The sequence below is a fragment of the Kitasatospora sp. NPDC029367 genome (assembly GCF_055569135.1).
The window spans coordinates 12,343-34,520 of sequence record NZ_JBVHYH010000058.1 but is presented as its reverse complement, the minus strand read 5'-3'; the positions used below and the strand labels follow the sequence as shown (position 1 = coordinate 34,520).

Annotated in this window: 16 protein-coding genes; 9 read left to right on the top strand and 7 right to left on the bottom strand. The window is 73.4% G+C overall.

What is annotated here, in order from left to right:
- Positions 1-102: 102 nt before the first annotated feature.
- The 3 genes from ACZ4W5_RS27055 to ACZ4W5_RS27045 are packed head-to-tail and all read right to left on the bottom strand — an operon-like array spanning position 103 to position 3,697.
- Positions 103-1,074 carry a carbohydrate ABC transporter permease gene (locus ACZ4W5_RS27055; RefSeq protein ID WP_360229237.1) on the bottom strand — a complete coding sequence of 324 codons (972 nt, stop codon included), beginning with the start codon at positions 1,072-1,074 and terminating at the stop codon, positions 103-105.
- Positions 1,071-2,018 (bottom strand): ABC transporter permease, encoded by a 948-nt coding sequence (locus ACZ4W5_RS27050; protein ID WP_465657457.1) that lies wholly within the window; start codon positions 2,016-2,018, stop codon positions 1,071-1,073. Before ACZ4W5_RS27050 ends, ACZ4W5_RS27055 begins: the two co-directional genes overlap by 4 nt.
- Complete coding sequence (locus ACZ4W5_RS27045; RefSeq protein WP_465657456.1) at positions 2,015-3,697, bottom strand: type 2 periplasmic-binding domain-containing protein; 1,683 nt, start codon at positions 3,695-3,697, stop codon at positions 2,015-2,017. The genes ACZ4W5_RS27050 and ACZ4W5_RS27045 overlap by 4 nt, the downstream gene beginning before the upstream one ends.
- Before the next feature lie 239 nt (positions 3,698-3,936).
- Between ACZ4W5_RS27045 and ACZ4W5_RS27040 the strand changes: the two genes are divergently transcribed.
- From ACZ4W5_RS27040 to ACZ4W5_RS27030, 3 genes are all read left to right on the top strand, one after another.
- A complete protein-coding gene (locus tag ACZ4W5_RS27040; protein WP_465657482.1) occupies positions 3,937-6,807 on the top strand; it encodes a glycoside hydrolase family 3 C-terminal domain-containing protein in 2,871 nt (956 codons plus the stop codon).
- A gap of 132 nt (positions 6,808-6,939) precedes the next feature.
- Positions 6,940-7,995: an acetylxylan esterase gene (locus ACZ4W5_RS27035; RefSeq protein WP_465657454.1), complete on the top strand. Its 1,056-nt coding sequence runs from the start codon at positions 6,940-6,942 to the stop codon at positions 7,993-7,995.
- A 62-nt stretch (positions 7,996-8,057) separates the two neighbouring features.
- Entirely contained in the window at positions 8,058-9,422 is a 1,365-nt protein-coding gene (locus ACZ4W5_RS27030) for a GH1 family beta-glucosidase (protein WP_465657452.1), read from the top strand.
- Here ACZ4W5_RS27030 and ACZ4W5_RS27025 read toward each other — a convergent pair whose 3' ends face one another.
- The gene (locus tag ACZ4W5_RS27025; protein WP_465657451.1) at positions 9,423-11,051 is read right to left on the bottom strand and encodes an IS200/IS605 family accessory protein TnpB-related protein; all 1,629 of its coding nucleotides are present in this window, start codon (positions 11,049-11,051) and stop codon (positions 9,423-9,425) included.
- 241 nt (positions 11,052-11,292) lie between these two features.
- Here ACZ4W5_RS27025 and yicI point away from each other — a divergent pair, with 241 nt between their 5' ends.
- Positions 11,293-13,575 (top strand): alpha-xylosidase, encoded by a 2,283-nt coding sequence (gene yicI / locus ACZ4W5_RS27020; RefSeq protein WP_465657449.1) that lies wholly within the window; start codon positions 11,293-11,295, stop codon positions 13,573-13,575.
- A 114-nt stretch (positions 13,576-13,689) separates the two neighbouring features.
- Positions 13,690-15,675: a glycoside hydrolase family 31 protein gene (locus ACZ4W5_RS27015; protein WP_465657448.1), complete on the top strand. Its 1,986-nt coding sequence runs from the start codon at positions 13,690-13,692 to the stop codon at positions 15,673-15,675.
- 16 nt (positions 15,676-15,691) lie between these two features.
- Here ACZ4W5_RS27015 and ACZ4W5_RS27010 read toward each other — a convergent pair whose 3' ends face one another.
- Positions 15,692-16,345: a GOLPH3/VPS74 family protein gene (locus tag ACZ4W5_RS27010; RefSeq protein ID WP_465657447.1), complete on the bottom strand. Its 654-nt coding sequence runs from the start codon at positions 16,343-16,345 to the stop codon at positions 15,692-15,694.
- A 192-nt stretch (positions 16,346-16,537) separates the two neighbouring features.
- Between ACZ4W5_RS27010 and ACZ4W5_RS27005 the strand changes: the two genes are divergently transcribed.
- Both ACZ4W5_RS27005 and ACZ4W5_RS27000 read left to right on the top strand, forming a co-directional pair.
- The gene (locus ACZ4W5_RS27005; protein ID WP_465657446.1) at positions 16,538-16,939 is read left to right on the top strand and encodes a nuclear transport factor 2 family protein; all 402 of its coding nucleotides are present in this window, start codon (positions 16,538-16,540) and stop codon (positions 16,937-16,939) included.
- The gene (locus tag ACZ4W5_RS27000; RefSeq protein WP_465657445.1) at positions 16,936-17,748 is read left to right on the top strand and encodes an SGNH/GDSL hydrolase family protein; all 813 of its coding nucleotides are present in this window, start codon (positions 16,936-16,938) and stop codon (positions 17,746-17,748) included. Before ACZ4W5_RS27005 ends, ACZ4W5_RS27000 begins: the two co-directional genes overlap by 4 nt.
- A gap of 22 nt (positions 17,749-17,770) precedes the next feature.
- Here the strand turns inward: ACZ4W5_RS27000 and ACZ4W5_RS26995 are convergent, their stop codons facing one another.
- Together ACZ4W5_RS26995 and xylA are read right to left on the bottom strand one after the other, a co-directional pair.
- Positions 17,771-18,394, bottom strand: coding sequence for a PadR family transcriptional regulator (locus tag ACZ4W5_RS26995; protein WP_465657444.1), 624 nt, complete (start codon positions 18,392-18,394; stop codon positions 17,771-17,773).
- 133 nt (positions 18,395-18,527) lie between these two features.
- On the bottom strand, positions 18,528-19,700 hold the full coding sequence (gene xylA / locus ACZ4W5_RS26990) for a xylose isomerase (RefSeq protein ID WP_465657443.1): 1,173 nt from the start codon (positions 19,698-19,700) through the stop codon (positions 18,528-18,530).
- A 97-nt stretch (positions 19,701-19,797) separates the two neighbouring features.
- Between xylA and xylB the strand changes: the two genes are divergently transcribed.
- Together xylB and ACZ4W5_RS26980 are read left to right on the top strand one after the other, a co-directional pair.
- Positions 19,798-21,228: a xylulokinase gene (xylB, locus tag ACZ4W5_RS26985; protein WP_465657441.1), complete on the top strand. Its 1,431-nt coding sequence runs from the start codon at positions 19,798-19,800 to the stop codon at positions 21,226-21,228.
- Between the two features lie 15 nt (positions 21,229-21,243).
- Positions 21,244-22,167 carry an ROK family transcriptional regulator gene (locus ACZ4W5_RS26980; protein ID WP_465657440.1) on the top strand — a complete coding sequence of 308 codons (924 nt, stop codon included), beginning with the start codon at positions 21,244-21,246 and terminating at the stop codon, positions 22,165-22,167.
- Positions 22,168-22,178 lie beyond the last annotated feature (11 nt).

The following is a 22,178-nucleotide window of genomic DNA, read 5'->3' as shown; positions in this document are numbered from 1 at the left end:
CCTTCGGGTCGGTTCCGGTGGGAGCGGTCCCGGTCGTGCGACGGGGAGGTCCGCGGGGACCGCTCCCGGTCCGTGGGGCCCGCGGGGCCCGGGGCGGACGGCTCAGCCCTTGATCGCGCCGGTGAGGACACCGGTACGCAGGTGCTTCTGCACGAACGGGTACACGATCACCAGTGGTACCAGGGTCAGGACCACGACCGCCATCTGCAGGGACAGCGGTGCGGTCTGGGTGTGGCTGTTCCCGAAGCCCGAGTTGAGGGAGCCGGGAAGGCCGTTGGCCCGGTTGACGTAGGTGAGCAGCACGTACTGCAGCGGCCACTTCTGACTGTCCGTCGGCATGTAGAGCATGACGTTGAAGAAGGAGTTCCAGTAGCCGACCGCGTAGAAGAGCGCGGTGACGGCGGTGACGGCGCGCGAGGTGGGCAGGACGACCGACCACAGGATCCGCCAGTCGCCGGCGCCGTCCATCCGGGCCGCGTCGATCAGCTCGGAGGAGGTCTCCTGGTAGAAGGCGCGCAGCACCAGGATGTTGAAGACGGAGACGGCGCCCGGCAGGATCAGCGCCCACCACTGGCCATAGCCGCCGAGGCCGGTGACGACCAGGAAGCTCGGGATCAGGCCGCCGCTGATGAACATCGTGACGATCAGCAGCAGCAGGACGAAACGGTGTCCGAGGGAGCGTGGCCGGGAGAGGCCGTAGGCGCACAGGACGGACACGACCATGGACAGCGCGGTGCCGGCCACGGTGATGCCCAGGCTCACCCCCAGCGCGGTGACGATCGTCGGGTCGCCGAGCATCTGGCGGTACGTCTCGGTGGTCAGGCCGTCCGGCCAGATCACCAGGCCGCCGGCCCGGTTGATGGCGCCGGGGGTGGAGAAGCTGGTCAGGACGATGATGTAGAGCGGGACCAGGATGACGGCGAGCGTCCCGCCGAGCGTGATCCCCTTGGCCGCCTGGCCGACGGCCGTCGGCGGCTCCTCCCAGGGCGGGCGGGCGGAGCCGACCCGGCGGCGGGTCGCCGCCGCCGTCCGGCGCTTCTGACGGCGGGAGCCGATGGTGAGTGCGTTGGTCATCTGCGATACAGCCCGTCCTCGCCGAAGGCGTGCGCCAGCCGGTTGGCACCCCAGATGAGCAGCAGGGAGACCACGCTCTTGAAGAGCCCGGCCGCCGCGCCGTAGCTGTAGCCGCCGGTGGCGATGCCGTAGTAGAAGGAGAAGGTGTCCAGGACGTCGGCGGCCTCGTGGCCGACCGCGTCCCGCTGGACCAGGAACTGCTCGAAACCGACGGACAGCGCGTTGCCGAGGCGCAGGACCAGCATCAGCACGATCACTCCGCGCAGGCCGGGCAGCGTGATGTGCCACATCCGCCGCAACCGGCCGGCGCCGTCCGCCGCCGCGGCCTCGTACAGCTCGCTGTTGATGGCGCTCAGCGCCGCGAGGAAGACGATGATCCCCCAGCCCGCCTCCTTCCAGATCGCCTGGGAGGTGACCAGCAGCGCGAAGGTGTGCGGGTTGGTCATGATGTCCCAGGTGCCGATGTCGTGCTGGCGCAGGAACTGGTTGAGCACGCCGGCGCCGCCCAGCATCTGCTGGAAGATCGTGACCGCCAGCACCCACGAGAAGAAGTGCGGCAGGTAGACCACGGACTGGAAGAAGTTGCGCACCCGCTCGCTGATGACCGAGTTGAGCAGCAGGGCCAGGGCGATCGGGACCGGGAAGAAGAGGATCAGCTGGACGAAGCTCAGGTACAGCGTGTTCTTCATCGCGGCCCAGAACCCCGGGTCGCCGAACAGCTGCTGGAACTGGTCGAAGCCGACCCATTCGCTGTGCCAGACCCCGACCAGCGGGTCGTACTCCTGGAAGGCGGTGACGACGCCGAACAGCGGGACGTAGTTGAACACCAGGAGCAGGACGACCGCGGGAACCGTCATCAGCAGGAGCGACCTGTCGCGCCGCAGCCTGATCCGCCAGTTGAGCCGCGCGGGGCGGGCCGGGCGCTTCGGTGCGGCGGTGCTCACTGGCCTGTGCCGTACTTGTCGAGCACGTTGTCGGTCATCCACTGCTTGAGTCGCTCCCCGGGGCCGGAGCGCCAGCTGGAGACGGCGTCCTGGACGTCGGAGACCTTCTTCTTGCCGTGGTAGCAGTCCTTGAGGGTGTCGTTGACGTTCAGCGCCGCCAGGGCGGTGGCGATCGCCGGCGGCATGCTGAGGTTCATGCCCCAGAAGGGCGCCTTGGTGACGTACTTGACGTTGGCGGCGGACCAGGCCGAGTAGTCCCTGGTGACCTGCTCGCCGCCCGGGTTGCTGACCACGGAGGGGGCGGCGGCCAGGAACGCGTAGGTCGTCGGCTGGACGTCCTTCTTGCCCTCGTCGGTGAAGGTCGGCACGCCGCTCACCCGGGTGTGGTGGACGCCCTCGACCCCGTAGGTGAGCAGGGTGTACTCGGCGGTGCCGTAGGGGGCGGCGAGGAAGTTGGCGACGGCGAGCAGTTCCTCGATCTGTGCGGGCTTCAGCTTGGCGTTGAGGTAGCTGAGCATGCCGGCGCTGGCGCCCATGTAGGCCACCGGTGTGCCCTTGCCGTCGGCGGTGATGGAGTTGAGCGCGCCGCGCCGGTAGTTCGGGTCCGCGGCGACGCCGGACTGGTGGTCGGACAGGTTCCAGGCGCCCAGTCCGCCGCCTGCGATCAGGCACTTGCCGCTGTAGAAGCGGGTGCCGGAGTTGGCGACGTCGCCGGCGAGCGTGTCCGGGTGCATGGAGCCCGAGTTGGCCAGGCGGTAGTGCCAGTCGACGGCCTCCAGGAACTCCTGGGTCTCGAACATGTGGACCAGCTTGCCGTTGTCGATCCGCCAGCCCATGGGGACGTTCCAGGTGAACTGGAGGTAGGTCCACACGTCGTCGAAGGCCCACACGCCGCGTTTGGCGTCGGTCAGTTCCCTGCCGAGGTTCATCAGGTCGTCGGCGGACCTGATCTGGTCGGCCGTGATCCCCCGGGCTTCGAGGACGTCCCGGCGGTAGAAGGTGGCACCGGGCATGCCGAAGCTGGTGGAGAAGCAGGGGATCCCGTAGAGCTTGTCGCCCCAGACCCCCGCCTGCCAGGCCCCGGTGGGCAGGGCGGCCAGGTTGGGGTACTTCTTGATCTTGTCGCCGGACAGGTAGGGGGTCAGGTCCGCGAGCTGGGAGCCGGTCAGCCCGCCGGTGTTGAAGTTGGCGTTCCACCAGGCGGGCAGGTTGATCCAGTCCGGCAGCTTCTCGGCGGCGGTCATCGTCGGGACGATGGTGTTGTAGTTGATCCCGTCCGCCGGCTTCATGGTCAGCTCGACGCCGAGCGCCTTGTTCATCGCCTGGTAGAAGGAGTTGCCGACCGGCGGGGCCGTGCCCCACAGCGGGGTGACCGCCGTGTAGCTGCCGCCCTTGCCGGGAACGCCGGAGACGGTGGTGGGCGGGGAGGCCGGGTAGGAGAGGTAGGCCGGATCGGTCGCGATGTCGGCCGCGCCCTGGACGGAGGCGATGTCCGGCTTGACCGCGTTGGGGTTCGGCACGTAGCTCGGCAGGGCGGCCTTGAGGCCCTCCTTGGTGTTCGCCCCGGCCTTCTTGGTCGATCCGCCGCCGCAGGCGGACAGCAGTGGTGCCATCGCGGCGGCCCCCGCGACCGTGGCGGCGGTGGTGAGAAAGCTCCTGCGGTTCAGTCCGGATCTCATGGTGGCGTAGCCCCTCTCCGTCGAAGCGCGGCCCAAGCATCGGCGCGTCGAGGCGTCGAAGCGCTTGGATGTTTCGGTGACACTAACGACGCGTTACGGGTTGGGCAAGAGTCTGAACAAAGGCAAAATCCTTTGTTTCCTGGGGACTTGACGCGGTCGATGGAGCGTGTCAGCGTCGAAGCGCTTCGATCGACGATCTCCGAGCCGAACCCGCCCGAGGGGTGTTCCACGTGAGTTCCGTGCCCGATTCCGCCGCCGCCCTGCCCGGTTTCCGCAATCCCGCGCTTCCCCTGCGGGAGCGCGTCGACGACCTGCTGAACCGGCTCACGCCGGCCGAGCGGCTCGCGATGCTGCACCAGTACGCGCCGGCCGTCCCGCGCCTCGGGGTCGGCGCGTTCCGCACCGGCAGCGAGGGCCTCCACGGCGTCTCCTGGCTCGGGGAGGCGACCGTCTTCCCCCAGGCCGTCGGCCTCGGCGCCAGCTGGGACGAGGACCTGGTGCGCGAGGTCGGCGAGGCGGTCTCGACCGAGCTGCGGGCCTTCCACTACCACCGCCCGACGGCCGTCGGCTCCCCCGAGCGCGGGCCCAACTCCCTCCAGGCGTGGGCCCCCGTGCTCAACCTCCTGCGCGACCCCCGGTGGGGGCGCAACGAGGAGGGGTACTCCGAGGACCCGGTGCACACCGCACGCGTCGGCGAGGCGTACTGCCGCGGCCTCTCCGGCGACCACCCCAGCTACCTGCGCGCCGCCCCGGTGCTCAAGCACTTCCTCGCCTACAACAACGAGGACGACCGCTGCACCACCTCCTCCGCACTGCGCCCGCGCGTGCTCCAGGAGTACGACCTGGCCGCCTTCCGCCCCGTCATCGCCTCCGGCGCCGCGACCGGCGCGATGGCGGCCTACAACCTGGTCAACGGCCGCCCCTGCCACGTGAGTCCGCTGCTCGAAACCGAACTGCGCCGCTGGGCCCGCCCGACCGGCCACGAGATCTTCGTGGTCAGCGACGCCGAGGCCCCCTCCAACCTGGTCGACCCGGAGCACTACTTCGACGACCACGCCGAGTCCCACGCGGCCGCGCTCAAGGCGGGCATCGACAGCTTCACCGACCACGGCGAGGACTCGGAGACGGTGACGGGCCGGCTGCGCGAGGCGCTGGAGCGCGGCCTGATCGACCAGGCCGACGTGGACCGGGCCGTCCGCCGCCAGCTCGAAGTGCGCTTCCGTCTCGGCGAGTTCGACCCCGAGCTGGACCCGTACGCGGGCACCGGCCCCGAGGTGATCGACAGCCCCGAGCACCGCGCCCTGGCCCGCAGGGCCGCGACCGAGTCGGCCGTCCTGCTCAAGAACGACGGCCTGCTGCCGATCGACCCGGCCCGCACGGCCCGGATCGCCGTCGTCGGCCCGCTCGCCGACACCCTCTTCGAGGACTGGTACAGCGGTACCCTGCCGTACCAGGTCAGCGCCGCCGCCGGCCTGGCCGCGGCCCTCGGCGCCCACGGCGGCGAGGTCGTCCACGTCGAGGGCTCCGACCGGATCACCCTGCGCTCGCGCACCACGGGCGACCTGCTCGGCAAGTCCGCCTTCGACGTGACCGACTGGGGCGGCGGCGCCTCCACCCTGCGCGTCGCCGACACCGGCCGCTACCTGTGCCTCCAGGACGACGACACCCTGGCGCCGGGCCAGGAGATCATCAAGAGCTGGTTCGTCAAGGAGACCTTCCGGATCGAACCGGCCGGCCCGGACACCGTGCTGCTGCGCAACGTGTTCACCGGACGCTACGCCACCGTGGACCCGACCGACGGCCGGGTCAGCGTCACCGCCGAGACCGCGCAGGAGGCCGAGCACTGGCAGCGCGAGGTGGTGCGCGACGGCGCCGCCGAGGCCCGGGCGGCCGCCGCGGCGGCCGACCTCGCCGTCGTCGTGCTCGGCAACCACCCGCTGATCAACGGCCGCGAGACCGAGGACCGCGCGGACATCGCGCTGCCCGAGGGGCAGGAGAGGCTGCTGCGTGCCGTCGCGGCCGTCCGCCCGGACACCGCCCTGGTCGTGATGAGCAGTTACCCCTACGCCCTCGACTGGGCCGACGAGCACCTGCCCGCCGTGGTGTGGACCTCCCACGGCGGGCAGGAGACAGGACACGCGCTGGCCGCCGTGCTGCTCGGCGCGGCCGAGCCCGCCGGGCGGCTGGCGCAGACCTGGTACCGGGGTGACGACCCGCTGCCCGCCCCGCTCGACTACGACGTCATCAAGGCCGGCTGGACCTACCAGTACCACCGCTCCGCGCCGCTCTACCCGTTCGGCCACGGGCTCTCCTACACCGACTTCGCCCACCGCGACCTGCGGCTGTCGCAGCCCTCGATCGGCCCGGACGGATCGGTCGAGCTCGCCGTGACCCTGGAGAACACCGGCGCGCGGCCGGGCAGCGAGGTGGTCCAGGTCTACGTCCGCGCCCTGGAGGCCCGGTACGAGGCGCCCCGCCTGCGCCTGGCCGACTTCCGCAAGGTCACGCTGGAACCGGGGGAGAGCCGCGAACTGGCCTTCCGGCTCCCGGCCGGGCAGCTCGCCCACTGGTCCGTCGCCACCGGTGGCTTCACCGTCGACCCCGGCGGCTACGAGGTGATCGTCGCCCGCAGCGCCGACCACCCGGTGCTCACCGCCCCGCTGGCCGTGACCGGGGAGCGCCCCGGCCCCAGGGCGGGCACCGGACACCGGGTCCTGGCCGTCGACTTCGACGACTACCAGAACGCCGCCATCGTCGACGCCACCCGCTCCGACGGCGACGCCGTCACGCCCGCCGACCCCGCGCGCCCCGCGACGCTGCACTTCCGCGAGGTCGAACTCGCCGGCGCCGCCCTGATCGAGGTCGAGACGGCCCGCGAGGGCGAGGGTGCCGGTGAGGGCGAGGTCGAGGGCGCCGGCGGGGCGCGGCTCGACGTCCGGGTGGACGGCCGGGTGCTGGCCGAGATCGAGGTGCCCGTGACCGGCGGCCGCTACGCCTGGACGAGCACCACCGCCGGCCTCTCCGCCCCGCTGGACGGCGTCCACGACCTGAGCCTGACCCTGCACGGCGACTTCCGGCTCACCGCCTTCCGCTTCGGCACGGCGGGCTGAGACCGGCCGACCCGCAGACCGGCGGTCCGTTCAGGGGGCGGACCGCCGTCCGCGGCCCGGCCCGGCCCGGCCCGGGCAGGGAGTCCCGACCGTCCGAGCCGGGCCCGTCCACCACCGCCCGGAGGCGGCCGCATGACACCTCTCACGCCCTACTCCGTCACCTCGAACTCGCAGCACCCGGAGGAAGCCCCCGTGCCGCCACCCGACTTCGGAACCGGCTTCGGAACCGACGAACTCGCCGCCTACCGGCCCGAGTCGACCGCCCCGCAGGACTTCGACGAGTTCTGGCGGCGCACCCTCGCCGAGGCCCGCGCGCACGGCGGGACGGTCAAGGCCGAACGCGTCACCGAGACGTACGGACTGCGCACCGTCGAGGTCGACGACGTGCGCTTCCCCGGCTGGAACGGCGAGCCGGTGGCCGCCTGGCTGCTGCGCCCGCGCGGCGCGGCGGGCCCGCTGCCGGTCGTCGTCACCTACATCGGCTACACCGGCGGCCGTGGACTGCCCACCGAGCACCTGTTCTGGTCCGCCGTCGGCTACGCCCAGCTCGTCGTGGACAACCGCGGCCAGGGCCACGACACCCCGGACCGGGGCACGGGCGACGGCACCCAGTGGGTCGAGGGCTTCATGACCCGCGGCATCGAGTCCCCGGAGCACCACTACTTCCGGCGGCTGATGACCGACTGCGTGCGAGCCGTGGACGCCGTCGCGCAGCTGCCCGGCCTCGACACCGACCGGATCGTCCTGGCCGGCGGCAGCCAGGGCGGCGGCCTGGCCCTCGCCGTCGCCGGACTCACCGGGGGCGGGGTGGCCGCGGTGATGCCCGACATCCCGTTCCTGTGCCACTACCGCGAGGGCGCCCAGACCGCCCTGGACGGGCCCTACCAGGAGCTCGTCAAGTACCTGCGCTGGCACAGCCCGGGGCGCGTACGGCCGACCTTCGACACCCTCGCCTACTTCGACGGCGTCCACTTCGCCCAGCGGGCCACCGTGCCGGCCCTGTTCAGCGTCGGTCTGATGGATCCGATCTGCCCGCCCCGGACGGTCTACGCCGCCTTCAACCACTACGCGGGCGAGGACCGCACCATGACGGCGTGGCCCTTCGCCGACCACGCGGGCGGCTGCGGCTCCAACCCGCCCGTCCAGCTGGCCTGGCTGCGCGAACGCGGGCTGGCACCGCGGCCGTGACGCCCGCGCCCGATCGCCTTCCGATCGCCTTCCGACCGACTCCGACCGATGAGGAGCGCCGCATGAGTGCCCCGGGATTCCCGCAGCTGCCCCCCGGCTTCCGGTTCGGCGCCGCCACCGCCGCCTACCAGATCGAGGGCGCCCACGACGAGGACGGCCGGGGCCCGTCCATCTGGGACACCTTCAGCCACACCCCGGGCCGCACCCTCGGCGGCGCCACCGGCGACACCGCCTGCGACCACTACCACCGCCACCGCGAGGACGTCGCCCTGCTGCGCGGGCTCGGCGTCGACGGCTACCGCTTCTCGATCTCCTGGCCGCGCCTGCTGCCGCAGGGCACCGGTGCGGTCAACCGGAAGGGCCTCGACTTCTACGACCGGCTGATCGACGACCTGCTGGCCGCCGGGATCGCGCCCGCCGTCACCCTCTACCACTGGGACCTGCCGCAGGCCCTGGAGACCCCGCCGAACAGCGGCTCCGCCGCGGGGGGCGGCTGGCGGGTGCGCGGGACGGCCGAGGCCTTCGCCGAGTACGCGAACGTGGCGGCCGACCGCTACGGGGACCGGGTCGAGCGCTGGATCACCCTCAACGAGCCGTTCTGCTCCGCCTTCGTCGGCCACGCCGAGGGCCGGCACGCGCCCGGTGCCCGGGAGGGCCGCGGCGCACTCGCGGCCGCCCACCACCTGCTGGTCGCCCACGGCCTGGCCGTCCGGGAGCTGCGCGCCGCAGGCGCCCGCGAGGTCGGCATCACGCTCAACCTCGACCGCCTGCACGCCGCCTCCGACCGCCCCGAGGACCTCGCCGCCCTGCGCCGGGCCGAGGTGCTCCACAACGAGGTGTGGACCGAGCCGCTGTTCGCCGGGCGCTACCCCGAGCACGAGGCCGAGACCTGGCAGGGCCTGGCCGACGGCCCGTGGCGCCGGCCCGGCGACCTCGAACTCATCGGCGCCCCACTGGACTTCCTCGGCGTCAACTTCTACCGGCCGGTGACCGTCGCGGCCGCCCCCCACCGCCAGGAGGATCCCGCCCTGCGCACCGCCGTGGACATCGGCGTCGCCGAGACCGACCCGTACGGCACCCGGCAGACCACCATGGGCTGGCCCGTCGTCCCGTCCGCGTTCACCGAGCTGCTCACCGGGCTGCACGCCCGCTACCCGCGGCTCCCGCCCGTGTGGATCACCGAGAACGGCTCCGCCGAGGCCGACAGCCTCACCCCCGACGGCCGGGTCCACGACCCGGAACGGATCGACTACCTGGCCGGCCACCTCGCCGCCGTCGCCGACGCCGTCACCGCCGGGGTCGACGTACGCGGCTTCTACGTGTGGTCCCTGCTGGACAACTTCGAGTGGGCCCGCGGCTACGACCAGCGCTTCGGCCTCGTCCACGTCGACTACGACACCCTGACCCGAACCGTTCCTGAACAGTGATCAGGAGTGACCGTGAAGATCGACTCTGTCACTGCGCGCATCCCGAACGGTTTTGGGTGCGCTGGTCGCCCGCGTTCTCTGGTTCCCTGTCCGGGCGTGCGGCTCTTGGCTGCGGTCCGTGACGGGGCGGCGGGTTTCCTCACGTCCTCGGGTACCTGGTCCGGCCTGGGCGGTCCGATGCCCGTGCACATCGCTCTGGTGTGCGCGGGGCGGTGTCGTCCGTCGCCGGATCGGGTGTCCGAGGGCGCGTCGTCCGATGGCCACCGCTGCCGCCTGGTGGCGGGTGGTGGCGCGGGTCTTCGTGGTGAGGGGCTTCTTCCAGTGCTGGTCGCCCCACAGGCTGGTGTAGGCGGGGTCGACGGCGATCACCGACAGGCCGTGCTCGGCGCACATGGCGAGGAGGCGGGAGCGGAGGCGGCCGATGGGGATGCCGGAGATCAGCTGCCGCAAGCGCTTCTTGCGGCCGTGCTTCTCCCGGGTCTTGGAGTCGGTGAAGTCCAGATCCTCAACCGCTATGGCCTGTACGCCGGTGCCGGCGGCCCAGTGCAGGAGCTGGGTGAGGGCGTGGCGCAGTTGCGCGTCCCGGTGGTTCGCGTTGCCGGTCAGGTGGTAGTCGAAGCGGCGGGGTTCGCCGACCGGGTTGCCGTGGGCGTCGAGGTGCCAGGCGGCGAGGTGGTCGGCGTTCGTGTCGACGCCGACGACGCCGCCGGTCCGCAGGCTGTCCAGGGCAACGAGGGGGAGGTCTTTGCGGGTCCACGACGCGTCGAGGTACCAGCGGTCGCGTTCCATGCCCAGGTGGATGCGGTAGGCGACGGCTCGGTTCGCTTCGATGCGGTCGGCCCATTCGTCGCCCCGGTGGGGGAAGCTCACGCGGGCGGCCGGCGTGTACCGGCCGTGAGGGGAGTTCGCCAGCCCGGCGAGTGGCGCGGGGAGCTTGATGCTGATCTCGCCGTCGGAGGTGACCCGGATCGTCTCGTTGCCGTAGCGTTTGCCGGACTCCCCGTCAGCGGACAGGAACCAGCGCGCCGCTTCCCAGCGTGCGCGCCACTGCGCCTCGGTCAGCCCGGCGGCGGGAAGGTTGTGCCGGGTGTTGGCCAACTTCCTTCCGCCCCGCACCACATGTACCCGTCCGGCTTCCCGGTCGGCCCGCACCTGAGCCGCCCGGTCCTCCAGCATCGCCAGCCGACGCGACTTGACGAACCACTCGTGCGCCGAACGGTAGCCGCCCGGGGCCTTCCTGGTGCCCTTCTCACCGACCGGCAGGGACAGCCGATGCCGGATGGTCCTGGTCCCGGCTTCCAGGCCCTGAATGTGGGCGAACTGCGCCCGGCGGGACAGCCCCCACTGCGCATGCGTCGTCCCGGTGACCGACCCCGCCCATCGGGACGACGACTCGGCCGTCAGCTCCCGCTTCCGCGCCGCCCACGTATCGGTGGAATGCTCCAGGCCATCACGGCACCGGGACGCGAGGTCGCGGGAGGCCAGCGAGCCCATGTGCTCGCCGACCAGCCGCAGAACCTTCTCGTCCTCCGCCGTCAGGCCCTTCAGCCGGTCCCGTATACACACACCGCCGGCAGGATCGGCCACGAACGGCCGGGCGATCTGCCGCAACGTCTTCTTCTCGGACACGGCACACCACCTCCCCAACGACCGATCCGGATCAAGACATGAGCACCCTATACGCACCATCAGAACGCCACAAAATCAGGCAAATAGTCAAATGTTCGGCACATCCGACAAGCTCACTAAACAGACTTTGCGAACACTCAATGACACTCAACCGCCAGCAGTTCGCCACCCCCAAGGACAGCTACCACTGGTACCGGGGCCTGATCACCGCGCACCGCGCGCGGACGGAGGAAACCGCCCGATGAAGTTCACCGACGGCTACTGGCTGATGCGTCCGGGCGTCACCGCGCGCTACGCCACCGAGGTCGCCGACGTCCGCACCGGCGAGGACCGGATGACCCTCTACGCGCCCGTCCGGCACGTGCGAGGCCGCGGTGACACCCTCAACAGCCCGCTGCTGACCGTCGAGTGCTGGTCCCCGGCCGAGGGCGTGATCGGGGTGCGCGCCACCCACCACGCCGGTTCGGTGCAGCGGGGCCCGGAGTTCGCGCTGCCCGGCTCCGCACCGGGCAGCGGCAAGGTCCACCGGGACGGCGACGTGGTGGAACTGAGCTCCGGCGAACTGACGCTGAGGGTGAACACGGCCGGGCCCTGGCAGCTGGAGTTCTCCGCCGGCGGCCGGGTGCTCACCACGGCGGGCGAGCGCGGCACCGGCTTCGTCACCGACGCCGAAGGCCGTCACCACATGCTCGGACAGCTCGCGCTGGGCGTCGGCGAGCTGGTCTACGGCCTGGGGGAGCGGTTCACCCCGTTCACCCGCAACGGCCAGGTGGTGGACGTCTGGCAGGCGGACGGCGGCACCAGCAGCGAGCAGGCGTACAAGAACGTCCCGTTCCACCTGACCAACCGGGGCTACGGCGTCTTCGTCAACCACCCCGGCAGGGTCAGCTACGAGATCGGCTCCGAGGCCGTCGGCCAGGTGCAGTTCAGCGTCGAGGACCAGTCCCTGGAGTACTTCGTCGTCCACGGCCCGACCCCCAAGCAGATCCTGGAGCGCTACACCGCCCTCACCGGCCGCCCCGCGCTGCCGCCGGCCTGGGCGCTCGGCCTGTGGCTGACCACCTCCTTCACCACCGACTACGACGAGGCCACCGTCAACCGCTTCGTCGGCGGCATGGCCGAACGCGGCATCCCGCTGAGCGTGTTCCACTTCGACTGCTTCTGGATGCGCGGGTACCAGTGGAGCGACTTCCGCTGGGACCAGGACACCTTCCCGGACCCGGCGGGCATGCTCGCCAGGCTCAAGGAACAGGGGCTGCGCATCAGCCTGTGGATCAACCCGTACATCGCGCAGAAGTCGGAGCTGTTCGCCGAGGGCGTGCGCGAGGGCCACCTCGTGCGCCGCCCGGACGGCAGCGTCTGGCAGTGGGACCTGTGGCAGCCCGGCATGGCCCTGGTGGACTTCACCAGCCCCGCCGCCCGCGACTGGTACACCGGAAAGCTGCGCGCCCTGCTGGACATCGGCGTGGACTGCTTCAAGACCGACTTCGGCGAGCGCATCCCCACCGACGTGGTGTGGCACGACGGCTCCGACCCGGAGCGGATGCACAACTACTACACCCAGCTGTACAACCAGGCGGTCTTCGACCTGCTCCGCGAGGTGCGCGGAGAGGGGGAGGCGCTGCTGTTCGCCCGCTCCGCCACCGCGGGCGGCCAGCAGTACCCGGTGCACTGGGGCGGCGACTGCGAATCGCACTTCAACGCCATGGCGGAGTCGCTGCGCGGCGGACTCTCGCTGGGCCTGTCCGGCTTCGGCTTCTGGAGCCACGACATCGGCGGCTTCGAGGGCACCCCGACCCCGGCGGTCTTCAAGCGCTGGGCGCAGTTCGGCCTGCTCTCCTCGCACAGCCGGCTGCACGGCAGCAAGTCCTACCGGGTGCCGTGGGAGTTCGGCGAGGAGGCGGTCGAGGTCACCCGGGAGTTCACCCTGCTCAAGCACCGGCTGGCGCCCTACCTCCAGCGCGCCGCCCAGCAGGCGCACGCCTCCGGTGTCCCGGTGATGCGCGCGATGGTGCTGGAGTTCCCGGACGACCCGGCCGCGGCCGCGCTCGACCGGCAGTACCTGCTCGGCGACGACCTGCTCGTCGCCCCGGTGTTCACCGAGGACGGCACGGTCGAGTACTACGTGCCCGAGGGGATCTGGACCAACGTGCTGACCGGCGACCGGATCACCGGCCCGCGCTGGGTGCGCGAGCGGCACGGCTTCCACACCCTGCCGCTGCTCGCCCGCCCCGACTCCGTCATCCCGTTCGGCGCGGACGACCGGCACCCGGTCTCCGCCTGGGCCGAGGGTGTGGAACTGCGCGTCCACGCCTTCGCCGACGGCGCCGAGCGCACCGTCGTCATCCCCCGCTCCGACGGCGTCGGCGAGACGGCCCGCTTCCACGTGCGCCGCACCGGCGACCGCCTGCGGGTGACCACCGACAGCCCGCACCCCTGGCAGCTGCGCCTCGGCGGCCCGGACGGCGCCCTGCACGTCAGCCCGGCCGGCACCCGCGAGGCCGAACTGCCCTACCCGACCTGAGACCGAACCGCCCTACCCGGCCCGGTCGCCGGGACAGCCGCCGCGGCCGTTCCCGGAAGCACCACCCCGGGCATCCGCCCGCACCCGTCGGTCACGTGAACGGAGGAACCACCCATGTCCTACCGCATCCGCGCGGGCGGCCTGGAACGGCACACCGGCGCAGAGGTCCTGCGCATGGAGCCCTGGGGACCGGACGCCCTGCGGGTGCGCGCCGCGTCCGGGACGATCGACCCCACCGCCCCCGGCGCCCTGGAGGCCCCGTCGCCGTGCCCGGCGGCCGAACCCTCCCTCTCGGAGGACGGCGGCGCCCGCCTGGTCAACGGCCGCATCGCCGTCGAGGCCGCGGCGGACGGCCGCCTGAGGTTCCTGGACACGGCCTCGGGCCGCGAGCTCCTCGCCGAGCGGAGCCCGTTCGCGCACCACACCGGCGCCCGCGTCCACGCACCGGGCGGCCGGACGGAGCAGTCCTTCGCGGCGTACGACGGCGAACGGCTGCACGGCCTGGGGCAGCACCTGCACGGGCGCCTGGACCAGAAGGGCTGCGTGATCGACCTCGTCCAGTCCAACACCGTGGCGGCCGTGCCCTTCCTGCACTCCTCGCGCGGCTACGGACTGCTGTGGAACAACCCCGCCACGGGCCGCGTCGAACTCGGCGCCGACGCCACCCGGTGGACCGCCGACGCCGGCGGGCGCATCGACTACTGGATCACGGCCGGCGCCACCCCGGCCCAGGTCCTGGACTCCTACACCCGGGCCACCGGCCGCCCGCCCCTGCTCCCCGACTGGGCCTCGGGCTTCTGGCAGTCCAGGCTGCGCTACCGCACCCAGGACGAACTCCTGTCCGTGGCACGGGAGTACAGGCGGCGCGGCCTGCCGCTGTCCGTCATCGTCTGCGACTTCTTCCACTGGCCGAGGATGGGCGACTGGCGCTTCGAGGAGAGCGAGTGGCCCGACCCCGCCGCCATGGTCAAGGAGCTGGCGGACCTCGGGGTGCAGCTCGCCGTCTCGGTGTGGCCCACCGTCGAGCCCGACAGCGACGCCTTCGACGGGCTGCGCTCGGCCGGGCACCTCGTCCGGAACGCGGACGGCGGCCTGCTCACCTTCCCCTGGCCGTCCCGGTTCAGCGGGCAGAAGCGCGGGAGCCGCCCGATGGCGTACTACGACGCCACCCACCCCGGGGCCCGCGCCGAGCTGTGGCGGCGGCTGGACGCCAACTACCGTGCGCTGGGCGTGGCCTGCTTCTGGCTGGACGCGTGCGAACCCGACCTCCCCCCGGACACCGCCGAGCGCGCCGTCTACGCGGCCGGGCCGGCCGCCGAGGCCGCGAACCTCTACCCGCTGGAGCACGTCCGGGGCGTGGCCGAGGGACTGCGCGCGGCGGGCGAGGACCGGCCGCTGTCGCTGGTCCGCTCCGCCTGGGCGGGCAGCCAGCGCCACGGGGCCCTGCTCTGGTCCGGCGACATCCCCACGACCTTCGACTCCCTCGGGCGCCAGATCAGGGCGGGGCTGAACGTCGCGATGAGCGGCATCCCGTGGTGGAACACCGACATCGGCGGCTTCTCCGGCGGCGACCCGCAGGACCCCGCCTACCGCGAACTGCTGATCCGGTGGTTCCAGTACGGCACCTTCTGCCCCGTCATGCGGCTGCACGGGGACCGCGTGCCCAACTTCCCGGCCTTCTCCACCGACATGACCGGCGGGCCCAACGAGGTCTGGTCGTACGGGGAGCAGGCGTACGGCATCCTGCGCGCCCACCTGGCCCTGCGTGAACGCCTGCGCCCCTACCTGGGGACGCTCTCCGAGGACGCCCACCGCACCGGTGCCCCGCCGATGCGCCCGCTGTTCTTCGACTTCCCCGGGGACCAACGCGCCTGGGGCGTGGACGACCAGTTCCTGCTCGGCCCCGACGTGCTGGTGGCGCCCGTGTACCAGGCCGGCGTCCGCTCCCGCCGGGTGTACCTGCCCTCCGGCGCCCGCTGGCTCGACCCGGCCACCGGCCGCGCCGTCGAGGGCGGGACGACGCTCGACGCGGACGCCCCGCTGGAACGCCTCCCGGTCTTCGTCCGGGAAGGGGCCGAGGTAGGGGGCCTGCTCCGCTGACCCCGGCCGGGGCCGGTCAGCTCCCGCCCATGCCGCCCTGGGCGGCGACGATGGTGAGGTTCAGCCCGTGCACCGCCCGCGCCAGGCCCGGGGTTGCCTCGGCGAGCCGGGCGGTGAGCGCGGCGACCCGCTCGCGGTGGGCCCGGCGGTCGTGGCCCGACAGCACCAGCCGCAGGTGTCCGTGGGCGGCCAGCGCCGCGAGGACCGCGTCGCCGAACGGCACCGCGGCGACCGGGGCGCCGCCCCGGACGACCTCGGCCACCCGCAGCTGGAGGTCCAGGGCCTCGCGCGGATCGTCCACCGCCACGGCCCGGTGCGGCGCGACCGGGCCGTAGGGGTCGCGGTCGGCCATCGTCACCGCGCCGAGCACCGCGAGCCGCTCCTCGACGGCCTCCAGGGTGTCCTCGCGTCCGCGCCTGATCCACGCCTTCCAGGAGCGCGGCCGCTCGGCCACCTCCGCGATCAGCGCGTCCAGTACTGGGTCCCCCGTGGCAGCGGCGGAGACGATCCGCACCCGGCCCGCCCCGTCCTCGTCGACGGCGCCCCGGTGCGCGAGCTCGGCCAGCGCGGCGGCCCGCACCAGGAACCCGGCCCGGGTGCGGTCCTGCAACGACTGCGTCCGGGTGTCGAAGGCCAGCAGATAGGCGTCCAGATGGAGTCCTCGGCTCATGGGACCGACGATACGGCGCGCAGCCCCGCTCGCCGTCGCTCCGCGGGAGGACCCGCCCTCCACCTGCGGGAGCACGCCCGGCCCGCCTCGGAGACGCCGGGTACGTCTACGCCACCCTCGACAGTGCCGGGACCGGGAGGCTAGGCTCGCGCGCAGGCAAGCTATTCAATTTGTTGACTATGGAGCCCGCCCGTGCACCCCTTCCGCGCAGCCGTCGAGGCCGACGACCACGACGCCATCGAGGCCCTCCTGGCCGAGGACGTCGTCTTCACCAGCCCCGTCGCCTTCAAGCCCTACCCGGGCAAGGCCATGACCGCCGCGATCCTGCGCGCCGTCGGCCGGGTCTTCGAGGACTTCCACTACGTCCGCGAGATCAACGACCCCGACGGTCGCGACCACGCCCTCGTCTTCAAGGCCACCGTCGACGGCCGCGAGGTGCACGGCTGCGACTTCCTCCACCTCGACGAGGACGGCCTGATCGACGAGTTCACGGTGATGGTCCGCCCGCTCTCCGGCGCGCAGGCGCTCGCCACCGCGATGGGCGCGCAGTTCGAGCGGATCACCGCCGAGGCGCTGGGTGCGTCCGAGGCGTGAGCGCGACGACGGGCCCGTACCGCTACGTGGCGGTCGGCGACAGCCAGACCGAGGGGCTGGGCGACGGTGACGAGACGGCCGGATGGCGCGGCTGGGCGGACCGGCTGGCCGAGACGATCGCCGCGCACGAACCCGGCCTGCGCTACGCCAACCTCGCCGTCCGCGGCCGGCTCGCCGGCCAGGTGCGGGCCGAACAGCTCGCCCCCGCGCTCGCGCTGCGGCCGGACCTGGTCAGCGTGGTCGCCGGGATGAACGACCTGATGCGGCCGGGCTTCGACGCGGCCGAGACCGTGGCGGAGCTGGACGCGATGTTCGCCGCCTTCACGGCGAGCGGGGCACGGGTGCTCACCTTCACCTTCCCCGACATCGGCCGGATCGCGCCGCCGGCCCGCGCGCTGCGCCCCCGGGTGCTGGACCTGAACGCGCGTATCCGGGCCACGGCCGAGCACCGCGGGGTCGTGGTCGTCGACTTCGTCCGGCACGAGGTGACGACCGATCCGCGCATGTGGAGCGCGGACCGGCTGCACGCCAGCCCGCTCGGCCACGCCGGGATCGCCGCCGCGGCGGCCGAGGCGCTGGCGCTGCCCGGCAGTGACGGCGGGTGGGCCGAGCCGCTGCCGCCGCTCCCGGCGGCGGGGGCCGGGCGGCGAGCGGCCCAGGAGGCCGCCTGGATCGGCACCTTCCTCGGACCGTGGCTGATGCGCCGCCTGCGCGGCCGCTCCTCCGGCGACGGGCGGGTGGCGAAGCGCCCGGACCTGCGGCCCGTCGAGGCTCCCCGGCCCGTCGAGGCACCCCGGCCCGCGCACTGAGCGGGCGGGGCCCCGGGATTCGTCAGACCGGGCCCTGCACCGGCCCCTGCACCGGCCCCTGCGCCGGCCCCTGAGCCGCAGGGGTCGGCGCGGTGGCCCGCCTCCGGTCCAGGACGGCGAGCGCCTGCTCGCACCAGCGCTGGTTCTCGCGCTCGAACGACAGCCCGCGCATCAGCGTCAGATACGGCCCGATCCGCTCGGCCGTGGCGAGGTACTCGTCCTCGAAACGCCCGTCCAGCAGCCGCGCCCGCAGGCGCTCGTAGCGGGCCACCTTGGCCTGCGCCCACACCAGGCGTTCGAGCAGCGCCGCGCGCACGGCCTCCGGGTCGCCCGCGTCCACGGCCTGCACCTGGACGAGCAGCTCGTCCCGGATCGCGGACGGCCGGGGCGGCGTGGCCGTGAACGCCCGCAGGGCGGCGCGGCCCGCCTCGGTGAGCGAGAACAGCCGCTTGTTCGGCCGCCGCTCCTGCTCGACGACCCGGGCGCTGACCAGCCCCTCGGCCTTCATCCGGTCCAGCTCCCGGTAGAGCTGCTGCGGGGTGGCCATCCAGAAGTTCGCCGCCGACGCGTCGAAGGCCTTCGTCAGGTCGTAACCGGACGCCTCGCCCTCCAGGAGGGTCGACATGATCGCGTTGCGCAGGGCCATGCCGACAGCCTAGCGAGCGCCGGGGACAGCGGCCACCGATGCGATTAGTCAACAAGTTGCGTATTCCTACAGGCCTCCGCCACGCCGGCCGGGTCGTACGGCCCGCACGACCCGGCCGGCGCAGCCGTTCCGGTCAGCGGGCGCCGAGGAGGTGCTCCAGGGCGAGCTGGTCCAGCTGCTCGAAGGCCATGCCGCGGCGGGCGGCGGCGTCGACGTCGAACTCCTCGAAGGCGGAGCGGTCCGCCAGCAGGCCGGTCAGGCCGTCCTCGGCCGTGGGGAGGGCGAGTTCGGGCAGGCGGGACGCGGCGAGCGCGGCCCGGACCTCCGGGTCGGCCCGGAAGGCGCGCGAACGCTCCGCCAGCAGCAGGTAGTTGCGCATGCAGCCGGCCGCCGAGGCCCAGACGCCGTCGAAGTCCTCGGTGCGCGGCGGCTTGAAGTCGAAGTGCCGCGGGCCGTCGTACCCGGCCGACTCCAGCAGGTCGACCAGCCAGAACGCCTGGCGCAGGTCGCCCGCGCCGAAGCGCAGGTCCTGGTCGTACTTGATGCCGGACTGGCCGTTGAGGTCGATGTGGAACAGCTTGCCGTGCCACAGAGCCTGGGCGATGCCGTGCGGGAAGTTGAGCCCGGCCATCTGCTCGTGGCCGACCTCCGGGTTGAGGCCGACCCGCTCGGGGCGCTCCAGCGCGTTGATGAACGCCAGGGCGTGGCCCACGGTGGGCAGCAGGATGTCCCCGCGCGGCTCGTTGGGCTTGGGCTCGATCGCGAACCGCAGGTCGTAGCCCTGCTGCTCGACGTACTCGCCGAGCAGGTCGAAGGCCTCCTTCAACCGGTCCAGCGCGGTGCGCACGTCCTTGGCCGCGCCGGACTCGGCGCCCTCGCGCCCGCCCCAGGCGACGTAGACCGAGGCGCCGAGTTCGGCGGCCAGGTCGATGTTGCGGATGGTCTTGCGCAGGGCGTAGCGCCGGACGTCGCGGTCGTTGGCCGTGAAGGCGCCGTCCTTGAAGACCGGGTGGGTGAAGAGGTTGGTGGTCGCCATCGGGACCTTCAGCCCGGCGGAGTCCAGGGCGCCGCGGAAGCGCTTGACGGTCTCCTCGCGGGTGGCGTCGCCCGCGCCGAACGGGATCAGGTCGTCGTCGTGGAAGGTGACGCCGTAGGCGCCGAGTCCGGCCAGCCGCTGCACGGTCTCGACCGGGTCGAGGGCGGGGCGGGTCGCGTCGCCGAAGGGGTCGCGCCCCTGCCAGCCGACGGTCCACAGACCGAAGGTGAACTTGTGCGCGGGGGTGGGGACGAGCGGGTCGCTGGACATGGAGCGGCTCCCGATGAGTGCCAGGGGGTGTTTGTCAGGACTCTCAACAAATTAGTATGCCGGGACGTCGGAAGGAACCCCCGTACCGGAGGAACGCATGGCTGAGCAACGCGTCGTGATCGGCTTCGACAGCTCGACCCAGTCCACCAAGGCCCTCGCCGTCGACATCGACACCGGCACCGTCCTCGGCCAGGGGCGCGCCCCGCACACCGTCAGCACGGGAGCCGGCCGCGAGAGCGACCCCGAGCAGTGGTGGCGGGCGCTCGGCGAGGCCGCGGCCGCGACGGGCTGGGCCGACCGCGCCGCCGCCGTCTCGGTCGCCGGCCAGCAGCACGGCCTCGTCACCCTCGACGCCGCCGGGGCGCCGGTCCGCCCGGCGCTGCTCTGGAACGACGTCCGCTCCGCGCCCCAGGCCGCCGAACTGTCCGCCGCGATCGGCGCGGCGGACCTCGCGCGCCGCACCGGCAGCGTCCCCACCGCCGCCTTCACCGCCCCCAAGTGGGCCTGGCTGCGCGCCAACGAGCCCGCCGCCGCCGAGCGGACCGCCGCCGTCCGCCTCCCGCACGACTTCCTGACCGAGCGTCTGACCGGAGTGGCGGTCACCGACCGGGGCGACGCCTCCGGCACCGGCTGGTGGGGCCCGGACGGCTACGACCACGACCTGCTCGCCCGCATCGGGCTCGACCCGGCCCTGCTGCCCCGGGTCCTCGCGCCGGGCGCCCGCGCCGGTACCGTCCGCCCCGGCACGCCGCTGCGGGAGGGCGCCGCGGTGGCCACCGGCACCGGCGACAACATGGCCGCCGCCCTCGGGCTCGGCCTGCCGCCCGGTCAGCCGGTGCTCAGCCTCGGTACCTCCGGCACCGTCTACGCCGTCGGCCGCACCCGGCCCGCCGACCCGACCGGCACCGTCGCGGGCTTCGCCGACGCCCTCGGCCACTGGCTGCCGCTCGCCTGCACGCTCAACTGCACCCTCGCCGTCGACCGCTTCGCCGCCCTCCTCGGGCGAGGCCGCGAGGAGGTCGAGGACGGCGGCACCGCCGTCGTCCTGCCCTACCTGGACGGCGAGCGCACCCCGGACCTCCCGGGCGCCTCCGGCCTCGTCCACGGGCTGCGCCACGACACCACCCCGGGCCAGCTGCTCCAGGCCGCCTACGACGGCGCCGCCCACGCCCTGCTCGCCGCCCTGGACGGCGTGCTGAGCGCCGGCGGCGCCGACCCGGCGGGCGAGGAGCCGCTGCTGCTCATCGGCGGCGGCGCCCGGGGCCGGGCCTGGCAGCGGACCGTGCTGCGGCTCTCCGGCCGGGCCGTCCAGGTGCCCGACGCCCGGGAACTGGTCGCCCTCGGCGCGGCCGCCCAGGCCGCCGCGCTGCTCACCGGCGAGCAGGCCGACGAAGTGGCGCGCCGCTGGCGGACGGCCCAGGGCCCGGTGCTGGAGCCGGTGAAGCGGGACGAGGACGCGCTCGCGCGGATCGGCGATACCCTGCGACGGGCCGGGGCCTTGCAGGGCGCCCCGGCCGAGGACCGGTAGTAGGAGGGGCAGCGCGTGACAGCGGTCGGCAGGGCGGCGAGCAGGGGAGCGGAGCACGGGCCCGCCTCGCTGCAGGACATGCGGCGGCAGAACCTCTCGGTCGTCCTCGCCGCCGTCGCCGCACACAGCCCGCTCTCCCGGGCGGACGTCTCCGGGCGCGTCGGACTGACCAGGGCCGCCGTCTCCTCGCTCGTCGACGAGCTGATCGGCCGCGGAGCGGTGACCGAGGCCGCGGCCACCGCCAGCGGACGGGTCGGCCGGCCCGGACGCGCCCTCACCATGGCCGACGACGGCCCGGCGGGCCTCGGCCTGGAGATCGGCGTCACCCACCTCGGCGCCTGCGTGGCCGACCTGCGCGGCGAACCGCGGGTCTGGCGCCGGGTGGAACGGGCCAACGCGGGCCGGCCCGCCGAAGCCGTCCTGGCGGACCTCGCCGCGCTGGCCGACGAGGCGCAGTCCGAGGCCGCCGCCCTCGGACTGCGCGTCGCGGGCCGCGTCCTGGCCGTCCCCGGGGTGGTCCCCAACACGCCGCGCGGACTGCTGGAGCGCGCGCCCAACCTCGGCTGGCACGGCGTCCGGCTCGCCGACCACTGGCCGGACCCGGACACCGTGCCCGAGCCGGAGAACGAGGCCAACCTCGGGGCGCTGGCCGAGTACTGGAACGCCGGGAACCCGGTGGAGACCTTCGTCCACGTCTCCGCCGGGGCCGGGATCGGCGCCGCCCTGGTCATCGACGGGCGGCTGTTCCGGGGCGCCCGCGGCTTCGCCGGGGAACTCGGCCACATCCCCGTCCACCCGGACGGCCCCCGCTGCCCCTGCGGCGCCCGGGGCTGCCTGGAGCAGTACGCGGGCGAGGCGGCCGTGGGGGGGGGGGGGGGGGGGGGGGGGGGGGGGGGGGGGGGGGGGGGGGGGGGGGGGGAGGGGGGGGGGAGGGGGTAGAGGCCCGACGC

Excerpts from the sequence above, each read along its gene's own strand:
- ACZ4W5_RS27055 (WP_360229237.1), bottom strand. The coding sequence starts at position 1,074 with ATGACCAACGCACTCACCATCGGCTCCCGCCGTCAGAAGCGCCGGACG.
- ACZ4W5_RS27045 (WP_465657456.1), bottom strand. The coding sequence starts at position 3,697 with ATGAGATCCGGACTGAACCGCAGGAGCTTTCTCACCACCGCCGCCACG.
- ACZ4W5_RS27035 (WP_465657454.1), top strand. The coding sequence starts at position 6,940 with ATGACACCTCTCACGCCCTACTCCGTCACCTCGAACTCGCAGCACCCG.
- ACZ4W5_RS27030 (WP_465657452.1), top strand. The coding sequence starts at position 8,058 with ATGAGTGCCCCGGGATTCCCGCAGCTGCCCCCCGGCTTCCGGTTCGGC.
- yicI (WP_465657449.1), top strand. The coding sequence starts at position 11,293 with ATGAAGTTCACCGACGGCTACTGGCTGATGCGTCCGGGCGTCACCGCG.
- ACZ4W5_RS27015 (WP_465657448.1), top strand. The coding sequence starts at position 13,690 with ATGTCCTACCGCATCCGCGCGGGCGGCCTGGAACGGCACACCGGCGCA.
- ACZ4W5_RS27010 (WP_465657447.1), bottom strand. The coding sequence starts at position 16,345 with ATGAGCCGAGGACTCCATCTGGACGCCTATCTGCTGGCCTTCGACACC.
- ACZ4W5_RS26995 (WP_465657444.1), bottom strand. The coding sequence starts at position 18,394 with ATGGCCCTGCGCAACGCGATCATGTCGACCCTCCTGGAGGGCGAGGCG.
- xylA (WP_465657443.1), bottom strand. The coding sequence starts at position 19,700 with ATGTCCAGCGACCCGCTCGTCCCCACCCCCGCGCACAAGTTCACCTTC.
- xylB (WP_465657441.1), top strand. The coding sequence starts at position 19,798 with ATGGCTGAGCAACGCGTCGTGATCGGCTTCGACAGCTCGACCCAGTCC.